The organism is Streptomyces sp. NPDC002669, assembly GCF_042889165.1.
In the GTDB taxonomy this organism is placed as follows: Bacteria; Actinomycetota; Actinomycetes; order Streptomycetales; family Streptomycetaceae; genus Streptomyces.
On sequence record NZ_JBIAQQ010000002.1, the window covers coordinates 212,951 to 230,084 of the forward strand.

General features: G+C 68.4%; 13 protein-coding genes and 4 pseudogenes. 9 read left to right on the forward strand and 8 right to left on the reverse strand.

Features of this window, described 5'->3' with window-relative positions:
• Positions 1-12: 12 nt before the first annotated feature.
• Positions 13-1,359, reverse strand: coding sequence for a hypothetical protein (locus tag ACFYW1_RS03395; protein WP_388986293.1), 1,347 nt, complete (start codon positions 1,357-1,359; stop codon positions 13-15).
• Between the two features lie 483 nt (positions 1,360-1,842).
• Between ACFYW1_RS03395 and ACFYW1_RS03400 the strand changes: the two genes are divergently transcribed.
• The 6 genes and pseudogenes from ACFYW1_RS03400 to ACFYW1_RS03425 form a co-directional block, all read left to right on the forward strand.
• Positions 1,843-2,313, forward strand: a complete 471-nt coding sequence (locus ACFYW1_RS03400) for a nucleoside 2-deoxyribosyltransferase domain-containing protein (protein ID WP_388986296.1) — start codon at positions 1,843-1,845, stop codon at positions 2,311-2,313.
• 329 nt (positions 2,314-2,642) lie between these two features.
• Positions 2,643-3,701 carry an LLM class flavin-dependent oxidoreductase gene (locus ACFYW1_RS03405; RefSeq protein WP_388986298.1) on the forward strand — a complete coding sequence of 353 codons (1,059 nt, stop codon included), beginning with the start codon at positions 2,643-2,645 and terminating at the stop codon, positions 3,699-3,701.
• A 55-nt stretch (positions 3,702-3,756) separates the two neighbouring features.
• A complete protein-coding gene (locus tag ACFYW1_RS03410) occupies positions 3,757-5,067 on the forward strand; it encodes an NtaA/DmoA family FMN-dependent monooxygenase (protein ID WP_388986301.1) in 1,311 nt (436 codons plus the stop codon).
• A gap of 685 nt (positions 5,068-5,752) precedes the next feature.
• On the forward strand, positions 5,753-6,406 hold the full coding sequence (locus ACFYW1_RS03415) for a hypothetical protein (RefSeq protein WP_388986304.1): 654 nt from the start codon (positions 5,753-5,755) through the stop codon (positions 6,404-6,406).
• A 138-nt stretch (positions 6,407-6,544) separates the two neighbouring features.
• Complete coding sequence (locus ACFYW1_RS03420) at positions 6,545-7,921, forward strand: B12-binding domain-containing radical SAM protein (protein WP_388986307.1); 1,377 nt, start codon at positions 6,545-6,547, stop codon at positions 7,919-7,921.
• Between the two features lie 172 nt (positions 7,922-8,093).
• Positions 8,094-8,426 (forward strand): annotated as a pseudogene (locus ACFYW1_RS03425) (IS256 family transposase); the annotation flags it as partial.
• Between the two features lie 51 nt (positions 8,427-8,477).
• Here the strand turns inward: ACFYW1_RS03425 and ACFYW1_RS03430 are convergent.
• From ACFYW1_RS03430 to ACFYW1_RS03440, 3 genes and pseudogenes are all read right to left on the reverse strand, one after another.
• Positions 8,478-9,074 (reverse strand): hypothetical protein, encoded by a 597-nt coding sequence (locus ACFYW1_RS03430; protein WP_388986310.1) that lies wholly within the window; start codon positions 9,072-9,074, stop codon positions 8,478-8,480.
• A gap of 434 nt (positions 9,075-9,508) precedes the next feature.
• A pseudogene (locus ACFYW1_RS03435) lies at positions 9,509-9,973 on the reverse strand (transposase family protein); the annotation flags it as partial.
• Positions 9,974-10,267: 294 nt separating this feature from the next.
• Positions 10,268-10,462 (reverse strand): hypothetical protein, encoded by a 195-nt coding sequence (locus tag ACFYW1_RS03440; RefSeq protein WP_388986313.1) that lies wholly within the window; start codon positions 10,460-10,462, stop codon positions 10,268-10,270.
• A gap of 552 nt (positions 10,463-11,014) precedes the next feature.
• Here ACFYW1_RS03440 and ACFYW1_RS03445 point away from each other — a divergent pair.
• Both ACFYW1_RS03445 and ACFYW1_RS03450 read left to right on the forward strand, forming a co-directional pair.
• On the forward strand, positions 11,015-11,473 hold the full coding sequence (locus ACFYW1_RS03445; RefSeq protein ID WP_388986316.1) for a hypothetical protein: 459 nt from the start codon (positions 11,015-11,017) through the stop codon (positions 11,471-11,473).
• Positions 11,474-11,617: 144 nt separating this feature from the next.
• Positions 11,618-12,580: a hypothetical protein gene (locus ACFYW1_RS03450; protein ID WP_388987025.1), complete on the forward strand. Its 963-nt coding sequence runs from the start codon at positions 11,618-11,620 to the stop codon at positions 12,578-12,580.
• Positions 12,581-12,688: 108 nt separating this feature from the next.
• Here ACFYW1_RS03450 and ACFYW1_RS03455 read toward each other — a convergent pair.
• A pseudogene (locus ACFYW1_RS03455) lies at positions 12,689-12,913 on the reverse strand (NAD(P)H-binding protein); the annotation flags it as partial.
• Between the two features lie 75 nt (positions 12,914-12,988).
• Here ACFYW1_RS03455 and ACFYW1_RS03460 point away from each other — a divergent pair.
• Entirely contained in the window at positions 12,989-13,645 is a 657-nt protein-coding gene (locus ACFYW1_RS03460; protein WP_388986319.1) for a TetR/AcrR family transcriptional regulator, read from the forward strand.
• 1,064 nt (positions 13,646-14,709) lie between these two features.
• On the opposite strand, the gene ACFYW1_RS03465 is transcribed toward ACFYW1_RS03460, so the two are convergent.
• From ACFYW1_RS03465 to ACFYW1_RS03475, 3 genes and pseudogenes are all read right to left on the reverse strand, one after another.
• A complete protein-coding gene (locus tag ACFYW1_RS03465; RefSeq protein WP_388987028.1) occupies positions 14,710-15,390 on the reverse strand; it encodes an alpha/beta hydrolase in 681 nt (226 codons plus the stop codon).
• Positions 15,391-15,645: 255 nt separating this feature from the next.
• A pseudogene (locus ACFYW1_RS03470) lies at positions 15,646-15,777 on the reverse strand (histidine kinase); the annotation flags it as partial.
• 210 nt (positions 15,778-15,987) lie between these two features.
• Entirely contained in the window at positions 15,988-17,046 is a 1,059-nt protein-coding gene (locus ACFYW1_RS03475) for a helix-turn-helix domain-containing protein (protein WP_388986322.1), read from the reverse strand.
• Between the last annotated feature and the right edge of the window lie 88 nt (positions 17,047-17,134).

The following is a 17,134-nucleotide window of genomic DNA, read 5'->3' on the forward strand; positions in this document are numbered from 1 at the left end:
GCTCGCGGAGGTTCAGGACTGTAGATACGCCGAGCGTTGGGGAGTGTCCGGCAGTTGCAGGTGCTGGACCACGGGGTTGCGCTTGCCGCCGGCGGTGAAATGGAAGTCCCGGTCCGGACGGTGGCGCAGCCGGAAGCCCTGCCGGGCGCCGAAGTGTGTGTCGAGGCGGGTGTTGAGGTCGTCGACGCAGGCCGCGGCGGGTGCCGTCGGGCCGACGGTGATCAGATCGAGCGTGCCCGGTTCGTCCTGGACGACCTGGTAGTCCGGGAGACCGGCGGCGGCGAGCGCGGCGAGCAGGGCGTAGGGCGAGTAGGCGGCCCCGTCGCGGCCGACCAGACTGCAGCGGGCCCGGCCCACGAGCCCTGCGGTGACGGTGCCGGGCAGACCGCAGTCGCAGTCGACCGGACGGTGCGCGAGGTCGCCCGTGACGTAGCGGATGACCGGCATGGGGGTGGACAACAGGGAGGTCAGGACGATCTCTCCCGCCCCGTCGCCGGCCGCCTCGATCTCGGGCAGGACGAAGTCGTCCTGGAAGTGCATCCGTTGCCGCCCGCACTCGAAGGCCGCGTAACCGGTCTCCGCGGTCGTGTACAGCATGGTCACCGGGCGGCCGAACGCTTCCTCGATCAGGCGGCGACCGCTGTCGGGCATGTGCTCGTAGGTGGCGACGACACCGTTCGGGCGCAGGACGATGCCGCGCTCCAGGCAGTAGCGGGCCAGGGTGATGACGCGGCTGGAGGAGCCGGTGATCAGGTCGACCGGGAAGCGGCCGACCACGGCCTCGTAGTCGGCGACGATGTCGGGCGCGTCGGGGCCGTATCCGCGCAGGTTGCACTTGACGTAGGGGCGGGGCAGCATCACCGGCTGGAACAGCGGGGTGTCGGGGAAGAGCAGCCCGACGTTGAGGACGGTGCCGCTGTCCGGCAGGCCGAGGAAGGCGCTGAACCGCTCCCGGACCACATGGGTCAGCAGTCCGCCGGTCTCCGCCGTGGACAGCAGGGTGACGGGCTGCCCGGTGCTGCCGCTGGTCTGGGTCAGGAAGAACGCGCCGGACGCCATCCGGCCGGTCGCGTCGCGGCTGACGAAGTCGATGAAGCGCTCGCGCAGGTCGCTCTTGCGCGTCCGGGGGAAGTCGCGCAGGCTCAACCGCTCGCGGCCGCGCAGGGCGCGGTAGTACGGTGCCCGTTCCGCGGCGGTGGCCAGCAGGTGATCGAGGCGCTCGCGCCCCTGCTCGGGGTCGTACGGTGCCAGGCTCTCGATCTCCCGGCGTTTTTCCAGGAACCATGCGGACGACGCCTTGCGCGTGATGCGCTCGCGCAGTTGCCGGAAGTCGTGTGCCAGATCGCTGGGCAGGTTCAACGCAATTCCTCCGTGTGAACGACCGGCCGGGTGCCGGCGGCAGGCGGCGGCACCCGGCCGAGGAGTGGACGTCAGATGACCTCGAGGCCACCCGAGATGGTCTCCAGCTCCTCGTCGCCGATCTCGGCGGCGAACTCGTCGGCACCGGTCTCCGGCGTGACGTCCTGGGTGTCGCTCATGATTCCTCCAGAGGGGTTTCGATTGAATTCCGGCGGAAGCCGCTTCGGTGAAATACCGTCCGGGCCCTGCCGGAATGCGCTGCCTCTCGGCGAGACACTTCGAACCTAGGGGCCCCGGGCCGGGGGTCACAATAAATTCCCGACGCTTCCTCGGGAGCGTGTACGGCCGGGTCCGGACCGTTTCACCGATTCGTGCCGCGGTCGTTCACGGGCTGCGCCGCCCTGGACGTTCCTTCCGCGTCGCCCGGAAAATGAGCCGCCCCGGGCCGCTTCCGGATCGGTCCGACGAGAAAGGGAGCATCCGATGGAATACTTCGAGGCCCCCGCCGAGTACCGCCCCGGTGCCCGGCCCGCCGTGTTCCTGGCGGGCGGCATCACCGGCTGCCCCGACTGGCAGACCGAGGCGGCCCGGATGTTCACCGACGACGACGTCGCGGTGCTCAACCCCCGGCGGAGCACGTCGGTCGCGCCGATCCCGGTCACCGAGCAGATCACCTGGGAGTACCGACACCTGCACCGGGCCGCCGTCGTGCTGTTCTGGTTTCCCCGGAGCGTGGGCAGCGTGCAGCCGATCGCGCTGTACGAGCTCGGGATGCACAGCGGGCGGGACGTCCCGATCGCGGTGGGCGCCGACCCGGACTACGTCCGCGGGCGCGACCTCAGGATCCAGCTCTTGCTCGCCCGACCGGGACTGCCCGTGCACCGGCACCTGTCCGACACCGTCCGGGCCGCCCGGACGCTGCTGGAGCAGAGCCGCACCGGCACCGCGGAGTGACCCGGACCGTGCGCCGGAAGAACACCGGACCACCCCGGTGGGAACGCGCCCGCGACCGTCCTGACCGGGGGCCGGACACCGGCCTCGGCGTATCCGTGGCACGCATCCGTGCAAGTGTGCGCGCGGCGACGGCCGGGAGCGGTGCCGTTCGCGTTCGGCGCCGCACCGACGCCGTCCTGCGGACCTAGGCTGCGGACCGGACGACCCCCGGGGCACGCGACGGATCGCTCTTCGCGGTGTGGACGGCTCGGCCTCCGCGACGCGGACGGCCCGGCCTCCCCGGTACGGGCGGCTCGGTCCTCCGTGCGTAATCCCCGAAAGGAACCTGGATGTTGCTCGGCCTGGCTATCGGCGGCACCGGATGGGATCCGGACACCCGGCAGGCGTCGCCGCCCGACCCGATGGACGCCGGCCGGCTCCGGCGGCTCGCGTCGGAGGCCGAGCGGGGCGATCTGGACTTCGTCACGCTGGACGACTCCATGGCCCCGGTGACCCCACCGGGCCCTGGGCGGCCGCACGCGGTGACCGCCCTGGCCGCGCTCGCACCGGTGACCCGGACCATCGGCCTGGTGGCGACGGTCACGACCACATACGCCGAGCCGTTCCACGTGGCCCGGGCGCTGGCCACCCTCGACCACATCAGCCGCGGCCGGGCGGGCTGGTGTCCACGGGTGGCGGCATCGGCGGCCGAAGCGGCGCACTTCGGCCCCGAACCCCTGGCCGGGACCGACCGGCTCCGGGCGGAGTCGGCCGAGTTCACCGAGGTCGTCACCGCGCTGTGGGACAGCTGGCAGGACGACGCCGTCATCCGTGACACCGCGAGCGGCCGCTTCCTGGACCGCGCCAAGGTACGTCCCATCGACCACGTGGGGGCACACTTCCGGATCAAGGGCCCGGCCGTCGTGCCCCGCCCCCCGCAGGGCCACCCGGTGCTCGCGACCCGGCTCGGCCCGCACTCCCCGCTCACCGACGTCCAGGGCGCCGACCTGGTGTTCACCGAGGTCCAGGACACGCGGAGGGTACGCGCCCGCGTCGGAACCGATGCCCGGGTCATCGCCGAGGTCGAGGTGCGACTCGACGGCGACGGAGCGGACGGGCGGTCCGAGCGGCCGGGCGCCACGGACCGCTTCCGGTTCACCGGGAGCGCCGCCGAACTCGCCGCGACCCTCGAAGCGGTGTCCGCGCGCGAGCCCGTGGACGGATTCCACCTGCGGCCCGCCGCGCTCCCCGGGACGGTCGAGCGCCTCGTCCAGGAGGTCGTCCCGCTCCTGCGCCGGTACCGTCCGGCCCGCCCCGGTCCTGCGGGCGGTTCGCTGCGCGAGCGGCTCGCTCTGCCCGCCCCGAGGCCGAACGCGTTCCCGGTCCGGAAGGCGGCACTCGCACGATGAACACGACCGGTACGAGGAAGACGGACACGACCGGCACGAGAGCAGGACGAGTGCGATGATCACGACCGGCACGAGCACGACCGGCAAGCAGATGCATCTGGCAGCGCTCTTCCCCGCCAGGCACACGGCCGTCTGGCGCGACCCCAGGTCCGGCGACCACAACGACTTCGCCACCTTCGCCGGCCTGGCCCACACCGCGCAGCGAGGTCTGTTCGACTTCTTCCTCCTCGCCGACTACCCCCGGCTGACCGAGCACCGCGGCACGGTCTCCGACGTCGGTATCGCCGGCGAACTCGACCAGACCACCGTGCTGTCGGCGCTCAGTGCGGTCACCGAACGGATCGGGCTGGTCGCCACCGTCAACGCGACCTTCAACGAACCCTTCGAGGTGGCCCGGAGACTGGCCACCCTGGACCACTTCTCCGGTGGCCGGTGCGGGTGGAACGTCGTCACCACCTCGAACGCCTGGACCGGTGAGAACTTCCGCCGCGGCGGCTACCTCCCGCACGCCGACCGCTACCGGCGGGCGACCGAGTTCGTCGACGCCGCCCGGACCATGTGGGCCGGCTGGACGGCGGACGGCCCCACCCGCTTCCGGCACGAGGGTCCCCAGTTCCGCCTCCAGGGGCACTTCACCGTCCCGCCCGGCCCCCAGGGCTCCCCGCCGACCGTCCAGGCCGGCGATTCCGAGCAGGGCCGGGAGTTCGCCGCCTCGCACGCGGACGTGGTCTACAGCCGCCACCTCGGCGCGGCCGGCCTGGACTTCACCGCGGACATCCGCGACCGGGTGGCCCGCCACGGACGCAACCCCGAACACGTGAAGGTCATGCCCGGGGTCTCCTTCGCCCTCGGCGACACCGACCAGGAGGCCCACGACAACGCGCGCGCCGCCCAAGCGCAGGCGGTCAGCCCCGAGTTGGCGATCTGGTACCTGGAACGGACCTGGGGACGGATACTGACCGACCACGACCCCGACGGGCCGCTGCCCGACGTCGATCCCGATCCCGAACCGGATCCGGACGAGTGGCCCCGGCTTTCCGCGGCCCCGGTCCGGTTGCGCCGGGCGCACAAGTGGCGGGCCTACGCCTCCCGGCACGGCCTCGGCATCAGGGAACTCGTGATGAGGCTGACCGCCGGGAAGCCCTTCATCGGCACCCCGTCCGGAGTGGCGCGGCAGATGACCGACTACGTCCGCTCGGGCGGCGCGGACGGGTTCGTCCTGGTGCCCGCGTACGCCCCCGGTGGCCTGGACGAATTCGTCGACCGGGTCGTCCCCGAACTCCAGCAACTCGGCAGCTACCGAACCGCCTACCCCGGCGAGACCCTCCGCGACCACCTCGGCCTGCCCCCGACGCCCCGCCCCTGACCAGCCCCCGCCCCGCGACGTGCGCCGCCCGCACTCGGGCCGGGTCCGCCGACTTCTCTTGAGCCGGCACCGCGGCCCGCCACCCCGACAAGACGCCCCGGTCCTCCGAACAGGCCGGGGCGTCTTCGCGTTCCGAAGCGTGTTCCGACCGGGCCGGCCCGGGAGACGTCGGCAGAAGTGGGGGAGGGGAAGAGGCGGGACGGAGACGGGCCGCTCGCTGCGCGCACCGCTGCGTCGGCGTCGAATTCCGACGGTCACGACGACCGCGGCACGAATCGGTGAAACGGTCCGGACCCGGCCGTACATGCTCCCGAGGAAGCGTCGGGAATTTATTGTGACCCCCGGCCCGGGGCCCCTAGGTTCGAAGTGTCTCGCCGAGAGGCAGCGCATTCCGGCAGGGCCCGGACGGTATTTCACCGAAACGGCTTCCGTCGGAATTCAATCGAAACCCCTCTGGAGGAATCATGAGCGACACCCAGGACGTCACGCCGGAGACCGGTGCCGACGAGTTCGCCGCCGAGATCGGCGACGAGGAGCTGGAGACCATCTCGGGTGGCCTCGAGGTCATCTGACGTCCACTCCTCGGCCGGGTGCCGCCGCCTGCCGCCGGCACCCGGCCGGTCCCGCGCCTCCCTGACCACCGGACGCCCGCGGGGAGGCACTGTCGAGAACCGGACTTGCTGCCATGGACATCCACCCGAAACCGTCGATCCCACTGGTCGGTCCTGCCGCGGCCATCAGGGCCGAACCGATCGGCGAGTCGGTTCCATGGGCGGACGAGGGGCCGACCAACGGCGGCGGCATCGTTCTGCCCGGGCAGACGGACGACTTCTCCCAATGGGTGACGAGGAAACAGATGCGGAACGCCGTGAAACAAGGCGACCCCACCGCACTCTGGTACTACTGCGGCACCTACGGGGGGAAGCCGGTCGAGGAGTCGGCGAAGGCCACTGCCAAGAAGTACGGCGGGCAGACGATGATGATGCTGATCGAAAGCCTCAACCTGTCGACCCCGTACTACTCCGACTACTCCGAAAGAGCGGCGGCCTTCTGGAGAAACGCTTCCGTGGGATTTTCCGAAGCCGCGAGGGGTGAGGTGAGGATCATTTTCGGCGACGTCGTCAGGAAAGGGAACACCTGGCAGCGGGTGGAATGCCCGACGCTCATGGCGAACCCGTACGTCACCGCGGTCCTGTGGGCCCGGCCCGGCACTCCATTCCGAAAGCTGCTGGACAGCGGGCAGACCGATCCGCGCCTCCAACTTCCTGACGAAGTTGCTCTTCTGCACCGGCCGGCCGATGCGTCAAAATTCCTGGAACAGCTGTCGACGAACGGCTGAGTCCCCCCGCATCGCACTTGTCGGCGTACTGGTGAAGAGGCGTGGGAACGCGAAGCCTTACGGGCCCGTGCTGAAGTTCTGGACGAATAGATCTGCTGAGGCGGCTCAGTAGGCTGAAACCTCTATCGGAGTTCACTCATGCGCATCCTTTTGTTCAGCAACATCAAAGGGCCGGAACCGTACCTCCCCCTGAATCTTCTGGCGCTCGCCACCTACGCGAAGGCTTGCGGGCACCAGGCCGACATCGTCGACGGACAGGTCGACGCACAGTGGCTCGACCGGTGTGTGGCCCTTGCCGGGCAGGCGGATGCCGTGGGCGTCTCCAGCTATACGGGGCCCTCGATCAACGCCGTACTGGTCCTGCTGAAGGAGTTGCGGAAAAGGGGCATCCGGAAGCCGGTCGTCTGGGGTGGATACCACGGCACGTTGGCCAATCGGAAGATCATCGGCGAGGGGTGGGCCGATTTCGTGGTCCAGGGATACGGGGAGCACGCGCTCATCGGCATCCTCGATCACTTGGCAGGGAAGACCGACATAGGTGACATTCCCAATGTGTCCTACCGGGACGAAAATGGGAAAGTGAAGCAGAACCGGCGAACGAAGATAGATTTCCTGGACGAGCTTCCGCCCATGGACTACAGCTTCGTCGAGGTGCCCAAGTACTACGTGCCGGGCAGACAGACCCTTCAGTACATCAGTTCCTACGGGTGCCCGTACGCCTGCACGTTCTGCGCGGAACCCGCTCACAGCCTGCGCCGCTGGAGGGGCTTCTCGGTCGAGCGCGTCGTCCAGGACATGAAGCGGCTCGACGACCTCTACCACCCCAGGATGATCTCGTTCGTCGACCCCAACATCTCCAGTCAGCCGGCCCGGGTCGCGGCCCTGGCGGAGGCATTGATCCTGGCCGGAAGCCGCGTTCCCATCCTGTGCAACATGCGATCCCGTGATGTGCTGGAAATCGAGAAGATCATTCCCCTGGATCGACTTCGGGCCGCCGGATTCCGGAAAATATTCATCGGCATCGAGTCCGGCGACGACGAGCAGTTGAAATCGCTCAAGAAGAGCGCCACGGCCAGCTTTCACCATCAGGCGGTGATGGCGCTCGACCGGGCTGAAATAGAGGTCCAGATGAGCTTCATCCACGACCTGCCCGAAGAGAGTGATGCGCAGGCGAAGGCGACGCTGGAGCTGGCGGAAAATCTACTGGACGTCAAGACCAGAGGTTCTTATCAGTCCCACCACTTTTACATGCCCTATCCAGGCACGGAGTTGTTCGACACCGTGTTCCCGGAGGAGAACTCCTACGATCAGGTCCCCACCGAGGACTGGGCGCGCACGTCGACTTTTCAGGCGAACCGCGTATGGCAGGGGGACCCCGACCGTCGGCGATGGGTGGTCGGGGAACTTGAGAAGTTCCACACGATCAATCCGGCTGTCGTACGGAAGCGGGAGATCGGAAGGTTGCGCCAATCGGCAGCCGTGGGCGATGACTACCTGGAGCACTTCCTCCTGTGACCGTAAGTTCGCGAACGGGGCGAAGGCGGCAAACCCTCATGGCCGGAGCAATGCTCAGGAGCTCTGGATCGGTCTTCGGGACAGGACGCGAAGGGCGTACCTTCCCGAATGATCCTGTGATGGTCACCGAGTGGAGGCCCGCGTTCGCAACGCGGGTCGGGAGGGCGCGCCCGTGCTCGGCGTAGTGAACGCCGACGGTTCGACCGAGCCCGGCTCTTTGGCCGACGAGATTGTCCGCGAGGGCACCCGGTGGATGCTCGCCGCCGCGCTGGAGGCCGAAGTCAACCAGTACACAGCCGAGTTGGCCGCCGAGACGGACGGAGCCGGGCGTCGTCCGGTGGTCCGCAACGGGCACCACCGGCCCCGCACCGTGACCGCCGCCGCAGGTCCCGTCGAGGTCACAGCCCCGCGAGTGAACGACGAGCGGATGGATGCGTCCACCGGCGAGCGGATGCGGTTCTCCTCGAAGATCCTTCCGCCGTGGTGCCGCAAGTCGCCCAAGGTCTTCGTCGAACGCTTGGAGAACACTGCCGCGTGAGGGGATCCGCGGCTGGGCTCACTGACCGTTCAGGAGAGTGACGAAGCGACCGAAGGCATCGTCCCCGGTACGATCACCGGCGAGCTCCGCGCAAAACGCAGGGAAATCAAGCCAGGACTCTCCCTCGACGGTCCACCTGGCAACGCTGCTGCGCCCGTCACGGATGCGCACTTCGTCGACCCACCGGTCGAAGCCGTCGCCCCACGAATGGACGAAGAAGTGCGCGTCCTCCATGGCCGGTGCCAGGAGATCGATGAGCTGGTGAAGGTTGCGCATGTCGATGTAGCAGATGTCCGACAGCATCTCCAGGCCGAGGTAGTCAGCCTCCGGTGGGCCCAGGTCGAAGCCCCGGTCTCGCCCATGAACCTTCTGGTTGAGCAGATGGACCGGCCAGGTTTTCTGCCCGGGAACCTCGGTGGCCGCCACCGAGAGCGTCTCCTCGACCGAAGACCGCCATCCCGGACGCACTCGAACAAACGTCCAGTGCAAGTCGGGCCACGGCGACACCTGAGGAAACCGCAACCGGTACCGCCCGTACCACCGATCATCGCGCCAACGATCGTCGCCCTTGTTGACGAACCTTCCTGATAGCTCGACGGGATGAGGCTCTCTCATGGACCGAGCATATGAGACACCACCGTCGGGGCCACAAAGCCCCACGTCCGGTCGACAAGTCCTCCCAGGCCGGCATGCCGGGGTCGAGCACAAGGCTTTCATCAAGCTTCCTCATGCCCCACCTGACCCACCACTCTTGGCAATTGCTCCATGGCCCCCGAGGGGAGCAGGCGGCGGTGGGTGCCTACTCCCACCGTCTCCGTGCTCCTGCTGCCCGGGCCCCGGCCCTCGGCCCGCGGCAGCCGCGTGATCGGCGCTCACGGTCCGCGGTGGAGGGCCCAGCTGATCGCACCACCCTGTTCAGCGAGGCCGGCGAGTGCCCTGAACTGCGGCTGCGGCACGTGGTCGACAGCGTGCGATCATGCTGTTCGCCGACTTGGCAAGGAGGGGTGGATAGCAGGTGTATGGGGGACAGTGAGCCTTTTCCAACCTCGCGTTGACGCGTGGTGAAGGACGAGAACGGCCTGGACGAACGCGGTGATGCGGTTGGTGCTGCAGCGGGGCTTCCGCAGAGGGCGCCGGCCCTTCAGAGTGGCCATGGCCTGCTCGCCGAGGCAGCGGATCTGGGCGTGTGTGCTGTTGTGCCGATGCTGCCACCGCTTGAGGCGACGGCTTCGGAACGGGACGCGGACGGGGTGGCCGGCTCCCTGGTAGGCCTTGTCCGCCCAGCACTTCAGCTCGGCCGCGGCGAGTGCGTCGATGGTCCCGTGGGTCCGTGCGGCGGTCAGGTCGTGGGCGGAGCCGGGCAGGGCGGGTGACGCCCACAGCAGCCGCCCGGACGGATCGGTGAGGACCTGGACGTTCATACCGTGGCGCTTGTGTTTCCCTGAGTGGTACGGGGTGTCGGCGGCGGTGCGGTCGATCGGCAGGAGGGTGCCGTCCAGGACCGCGAACGCCTTGGCCCGGCGCCGGGCCAGCGTGTTCTGGGCTCTCCTGCGCGACGACAGGCTGTTCACCCTCGTCCCGCCCGTCGCGCAGGAGACTTGACTTCGTCATTGAGACTCCTGGCGGGGCACGGTGGATCTTGGTCGTGACACCTCCTGCCAGGAGCTTCGTCGCGATGCGGAGCCGCCCAACTGACGGACACCGCCGATAGGTTGGAAACAGCTCAGGGCAGGCCCGGAGTGTGAACGCCGGATCGGAGTGCCCCAGCCACTTCGCGAGCGCCACGATCGACTCTCCGGCTTCGGGCATCACCGAAGCATATGTATGAGCAGGACGTAAAAGGCGTACGCGCGACCGGGTTCCGAGACTCGCGACGGCTTCTTGTCGGGCTGCTGTTCGGACACCGGCGGGATGGCTCCGGAGCCGGCGAGCGCGGGCTTCCACGCCTTGGTGTTCCAGGTGGTGCGGTTGATCGCACCGTCACGCGCGTCGACATGTGACACCGCCACACGGATAACTGCGGTCGGGGAAATCGAGGATCCGGAGACTGAGCGATTCGGTGCAGCCGGCATATCGAGATAGCGGAAGGAGGACGATCACCGTCCTCTGGCGTTTGGGGCCTCGTGACGTGCCCGCGACTGTGGGAAGTCCGGCCGCGGAGTGTCCTGGTGCGCGACCTGCGCCGGATTCTTCTTCAAGGGCCGGACAGCGTGGTGATCGGCGGTTGCGGAGGATCGGGCAGGGCCGCAAGGGGCGGGCCGGGGCAGGGCCGACCGCCCGGCGCCTCGACCGGCCCGATTCCGCGTCGCCCACGAGCTGTTGCCCTCCGAGTCGGCCTGGCGGGCGGAGTATGCAAAGCGTGCAGCCCTTCTTTGCGATGCGTGCACGGTGAGCGCCAACGGGCTTTCCCTGCGCATCGGGCATGCCCGGTCTGGTTACGATCACCGGGCGCCACTAACGAGTTGGCGATACGTCGTTCCCATTGAGAAGGCGACGGCGGGGCCAGGGGCCAAGCCCGGCGCCGCCCATTTTCTCGCCAAACCCGAGGAGTTTCCGTGAAACGGCAGACCATCATCAGGCCACTGCTCATAGCCATGACCATTCCGGCGCTCACGTTGGCGATATCCAGCCCCGCGTCTGCCGACGGATACATCACCTGGCAGAACAAGAGAACCAACAAGTACCTCACGGCGACCGACGATGGCGTGAGGGGGGACTCCAACCGCACCGATAACGCGACCTGGGTCGACATAGCGAACAGCGACGGCAGTTACAACGAGTGGTCTCCCGGACGCGGTTGCCTGACCGGTTATTACCGATCGGTATACACCGAGCCCTGCTCCAGCGGGCAGAGCGACGCGACCAACTGGTGGCAGCGGTGGTGGGAAATCTCCACCTCTTCGGGCTGGAAGCTCCAGAACAGGCAGACCGGCTACGTCCTGGACGATGACGGCTACGGCAACATCTACGCCAACAGCACTGACTGGAACAACTCGAACCAGCGCTGGCGCTAAGGGGCGGGGGCAGGGCCTGCCGGAAGTACACCGCAGGCCCCCCTCGACGTCTGCCGCACGAATCGATGCGGCCCCGCAGTACATGCTCGATGGTCACATTGAGGCGGAAGGTGAAAAGGGATGCGCAGATCGAGGCTACTGTGGGTGGCTGGAGCATCGCTGACGGTTTTGGCAGCGGTCGTTGGGTGCAGTAGCTCCGAGGGCGTAACAGGCGCGAAGGGTACTGCGGAGAGCCGGGGGCCCGAACCTTCGATTCCCGCGCTGTCGACGGGCATGGAGGGCGATCCGTCCAAGCCGGTGTCCTTCCGCGGCGGCGGCGCGGTGGTCCGCCCGGACGGTTCCGTGACGTTGCCGCTCGACGCGTACGAATCCCCGGAGGACGAGACGGTGCTCGTCAAAGGGGAAACCGTTCTCGCGGAGAAGTGCATGCGCGCCAAGGGTCTGACGCTTCCGCCCACTCTGAAGCTGACGTCAGGACCGCAGTCGCCGCCGCCCTATGTACTCTTCGGCGTGATCGACTTGGCGGCCGTCAAGGAATTCGGCTACAGGGAGCCGGTCCCGCCCGCGAACTCCACATCCAGGCCAGAGCCTCGGCAAAAGATCTCCCCGGCAGTCTCGCGAGCCTACTTCGATGACCCCAAGTCCGGCCGGACCGGCTGCGAGAGCGAAGCCCGAAAGAAGCTGAGGGGCGGGAACCAGACCCCCCTCTTCATGATCATTCAACAGCTCACGGCGCAGTCTCTCAGCGCAGCCAACGGTGACAGCCGCGTCAAGCACGCCCAATCGAGGTGGAGCGCCTGCATGAAGGATTCGGGCTTCGCCTACCCGGATCCCCTGAAGCCCGCCCACGACAGGTCGTTGCTGGGCCGCGGCTTGCCGATTCCGGCAGGGGCGACGCTTCCCCCACCCTCTCCCGCAGAGATCGAAGTCGCTGTCCAGGACGTCAAGTGCAAGCGAAAGACCGCCTATCTGCAGACCGTGACGATGGTGACGGCCGCTTACCAACAAGCGTATATCGAAAGGGATAGCTTGAGCCTGCACGAGGCACAGCAGGCGCGGACGCGTGAGGTGAGAGCAGCCAGGCGTCTTCTCGAAGCCGCCAAGTGAAGCGGAAGACCGGCGCGTTCCGGGCACATGGCGGCCGTGGGTGCGCTGGGTCATGCCATCGCAGCCCCCCCAGATGTGGACACCGTTCCCCACTGGTCCGAGCATGGTCTCCTTGCTGAAGCGGGCGCCCAGCGCGGACAGGACGGCGTCCGTTCCGGCGGCCGCGGCATCGACGGCCGTCGGGTCGGTGGCGACGGCCACGGTGAGGCCGGGGCGAGCCGGCAGGGAGCCGGGACGGCGGGTCACGGCGACGACCTCGTGCCCGGCTGCGAGGGCCTGCTGGATGAGGTGGCGGCCGGTCGGTCCGTTGGCGCCGAAGACTGCGATACGCATCGCAGCTGGTCCTTCGTGTGGCGGTGGTGGGAACGCCCTTGACTGTGCCGATCGCGAAACGCAAGCTCAACGCTGATGAATAACGCCGCGCCTGCCCCCGCCCGCACCCGAGGTCGCCCCCGCGGCAATCCGCCGACCCGCGAGTCGATCGTCCCGGTGGCGCGTGCGCTGTTCCTGGAGCACGGCTACCGGGCCACGACCCTGCGCGCGGTCGCCGGGGCCGCCGGGGTCGACCCGGCGCTTATCGCGTACCACTTCGGCTCGAAGAAGGGCCTGTTCGCGGACGTGATGCAGTTCCAGTGCGCCAACGCGCTGGCGGTGGACGAGGTCCTGGGCGGTGACCCGGCCACGCTGCCGGGGCGGCTGGTCGACGCGGTGACGGACCTGTGGGAGGACGCCGACTTCCGGCAACTCACCGCGCAGGGCGACGAGGCCGCCGAGGTGATCCGCGAATACCTGGAACGCGAACTGCTGGCCCGGCTTGTTGAATTCCTCGGCGGCCGGGACGCGACCGCCCGCGCGACCGCCGTGGTGACGATCCTCGGCGGCCTCATCTACACCCGCTACCTCAACCCCCTCCCCACCCCCGCCGCGCTCACCCCGGCCCAGACCCGCCACATCCTCACCCCGGCGCTCCGCGCGGCACTGGCCCCGAAACCGCGCACCCGGGCAGCCACCGGAGCAGGCCGTCGGGGCTCGCCGACCTCCGGTGGAGGCGCCGTCCGGTCTTGACCACCTCAGCAACTCCGGTGCGGCCACCCCTGTGGGTAGCGGTGCAGGGAGGTTTTCGGGATGCCGGTCTTGGTGCTGATCGCCCCGTAGCGGCTTGCTGCCCTGGTTCTTGAACAGGCGCGCGTACTCGATCTTGTCGGAGGGGTGGGCTACGGGGCGGCCGATGCGGCGGCCTGCGGCTTCTGCGACGGCGCGGGCATGGGCGGCCCGCTCGGCGAACGGGGCCGGCGGCAGGAAGGCGATGCGGCCGAAGTCTCGGCCACAACCCTCCGTCGCGCCCACGCCATCCACCCGATCAGCGCCGTCCAGACCGAGTACTCGCTGTAGGAACGCCATGTCGAAATCGGCATCCTGCCCACGATCCGCAGCCTCGACGCCACCCTGATCGCCTACAGCCCGCTCGGCCGCGGCCTGCTCACCGACGCCGTCCGTGCCGCCACGCGCTACGAACCCGGCGACTTCCGCGCCACCGTCTCCGCTACAACGGCGACGACCTCAAAGCCAACCCGGCCATCGCCGACGCCATCACCCGCCTCGCCACCGCCAAGAGCGCCACCCCCGCCCAAATCGCCCTCGCCTGGCTTCCTCACCCGCGGCAGCGACGTCATCCCCATCCCCGGCAGCTCCCGCCGCCCCCGCCTGCGCGACAACCTCGCCGCCCTCGACCTCCACCTGACCGTCACCGACCTCGGCACCATCGACGACGCCGTCCCCGACACCGGGGCCCGGGGAGCCCGATGCAGCGACCACGGCATCGCCCTGATCGACTCATGAAGAGACAAGCGCCCTGAGGACGAAAACACCCCGTGCCCCAGGGCCCCTCGGAGCGATGTACGAGTACCTTGCACTGCGGACTCACGACTTGTGCGAGTAGTTGAGTACAGAAAGCACCGCTGACATTGATCGTGGTCCGGCTGTGGCGCCCGGAGGGCGTTGACGCGGTTCTCGTACTCGCGGCGGGCCTTGCGAGGATCGGGACCGCCGGGCGCCCTGCGTGCCGCCGAAGAGCTGAGCTTGTCGGGGGACGGCCGGTGAGTCGCCACTTCAGGTGGCCATGCGCCACCTCAGACGTCCAGAGGAAGCGGGGAACACAGGTCACCGGACTGAGCCTGCGCGATCAGTGGTGGGAGTGGGGTGCGGGCGAGGGTGGCGGTGACGAATTCCGTGGTCGCCATGTAGCACTCTCGGGAGCCTCGGAGGAGGAAGTGGCCGGCGCCGGGGATCTCGAAGCGGGCCAATGTGGTGATGGCGTGGGCTCGGCGGGCGTAGGCCAGGGACATCGCGGCGCTCGCTTCGCTGTGGTCTTTGTCGCCGTGGAGGATCAGACACTGGCGGCCGGCCAGTTGGGTGACGGGGTCGTCGCTCGGGAGCGCGGGGGCGATGCCGGTGACGCTGACGACACTGGGGTGACCTGCGGCATGGTAGGCGGCGCGGCCGCCCAGGGAGTTGCCGACCAGGGCGACCGGAACCTGGCCGTGCAGGCGGACGATCTCGTCAAGGGCCCAGCGCGTGTCGGCGAGGCTGTCGGCGTCGTCGCCATTCCAACCGCGGACGCGATAGCGCAGCAGGTAGACGGCCAGACCCTCCTGTTCGGCAAGCCGTGCGAGCAGGGGGCGCAGGCCGAGTTCGACGATGCTGAAGTATCGCCCCTTGCTCTTCATCGAGCCACCGGGCAGGACCAGAACAGCGCCCTTGGCGTCGGTCGGAACCTGGTGGGCAATGAGTTGTGCGCGCTTGCTGAACATCGTGTCTCCCGCGTCTCTCGGTGGTGACACCACGTTCGCAGCAGGCGTGGGGACAGCGGCAGAGCCGCCTATCCGGTAATGCTCGGGACAAATGTCACCGAGGAGGGGGGCAAGACCTACCGGAGCACGGTGATCCGTACCTATGGGGCGTACCGGGAGGCGTGGCGGCGCAGAGCTCGGGCCGCGAAGTGCCGTCCAGACCGGCCGAGGCCCCACCCATGACCAGGGCGACGGCCTTCGCGAGGTGTGCCGTGCGGTGTCGGCCATGAGCGCGAGATGGTGACGGGCCGACGGCACGTCGTGCGCCAGTTCGGCGTCCACGGCCTGGATCAGCATCAGCACGCTGGTAATGCCCTGGGCGAGCGTGTCGTGGATCTCCGGGGACATACCCGCCCCTGCACGTTCGCCCGCCAGGAGCGGGGCGGTCACGGTGGGCCGGGCGGCAGGACGGGTGCCTGACAGAAGTGGCACCGTCTCGCATGCTCAGCCGGGGTGCGTACTCACAGCCCTCCCGGTGCTCTGTCGAAGGCCAGAGGGTGTGTATGTCAGGTGTCCCTTCCTCTGGGCCGCGGGCTACTGCCGCGTTCGTCGGGTGCTTCAGTCGTGTGAATCCACCCTCTCCGACTGGAAGCGATAGTCCTGGGGGGTGATGCCGTAGGCGGCACGAAAGCTTCGGCTGAACGTGGACGCATTGGTGAACCCCCACCGGGCAGCGATGACGTGGACCGGGTGTCGACGCATGTGCGGGCTGACCAGATCCGCCCGGCAGCGCTCCAGCCGGTGCCGGCGAATCACCGCCGCCACTCCCTCTCCTTGGCCATGGTCTTCGGCGTGGTCCCTGAACAGCGTGTACAGACTGCGCAGCGAGATGTGATGCCGCTCCGCGATCGCGCGAGGGGACAGACCGGGGTCAGCCAGATTCTGTCCGATGTACGCGTAGATCTGACGCAGCAGAACATGCGCCCGGGCCAGTTCCGGCAGCTCTGCCTCAGCGCCCGACTGCTGGACCAGACACGATGTGGCCAATTCCATCGCCACGTGTCCAAGGCTACTCAGCTCCTGAGGTCCGCAGTGAGACCCGTTGGCAGCCACCGAGAGCAGGAACTGGGATAGGACCGCCCCTATTCCGGTGCGACTGTCCAGACACCGGCCCAGGAGAGGCCAGACCTGCTGGGAGCCCAGCAGTTTGTGCTCCTTGGGCATGTGCAGAACGAGGACCTCGACATCCTTGCCGTCGAGTCCTGAACCCGATTCGTACGGCAGGGAGGTATCCCACACCAGCATGTCTCCGCCGTGCAGCTCGGCCTCACCGCCACCCTGCGCGTACCAGGCCGACCCCCGGGTCACCAACCCAAGCTGGTACTGCTCAGGATCCCCGCGACGGATCAAGGCCGGGGTACGCCGTGAACGAAGGGGCGAGTACGAGAACCTCGACAGTTGCACGGAACCGAATTCCAGGAAGGCACCCTCTGCTTCAAATGCAGCTGGCTTATGTGCAGTGAACTTCGATGGCATCAAGGCGCTGGAGACTGTCTCCACGAACCAGTCGAGCCTGTCATGGGCCGGAACTTCTGCCGCCGTGACTCCCTGCCACACCGAAATCCCCCATCGTTCGATTCCTCCTGCCGGACTCGACAGAGCCGGGACGTTGAGCATTCTGCTGGTTCACCGGGCGGGCCTGAATGCCGGGGCTGTCTCCAAGCCAGGGAACACAGTCGGCTTTGTGCTGCTGCCAGGGCGTAGG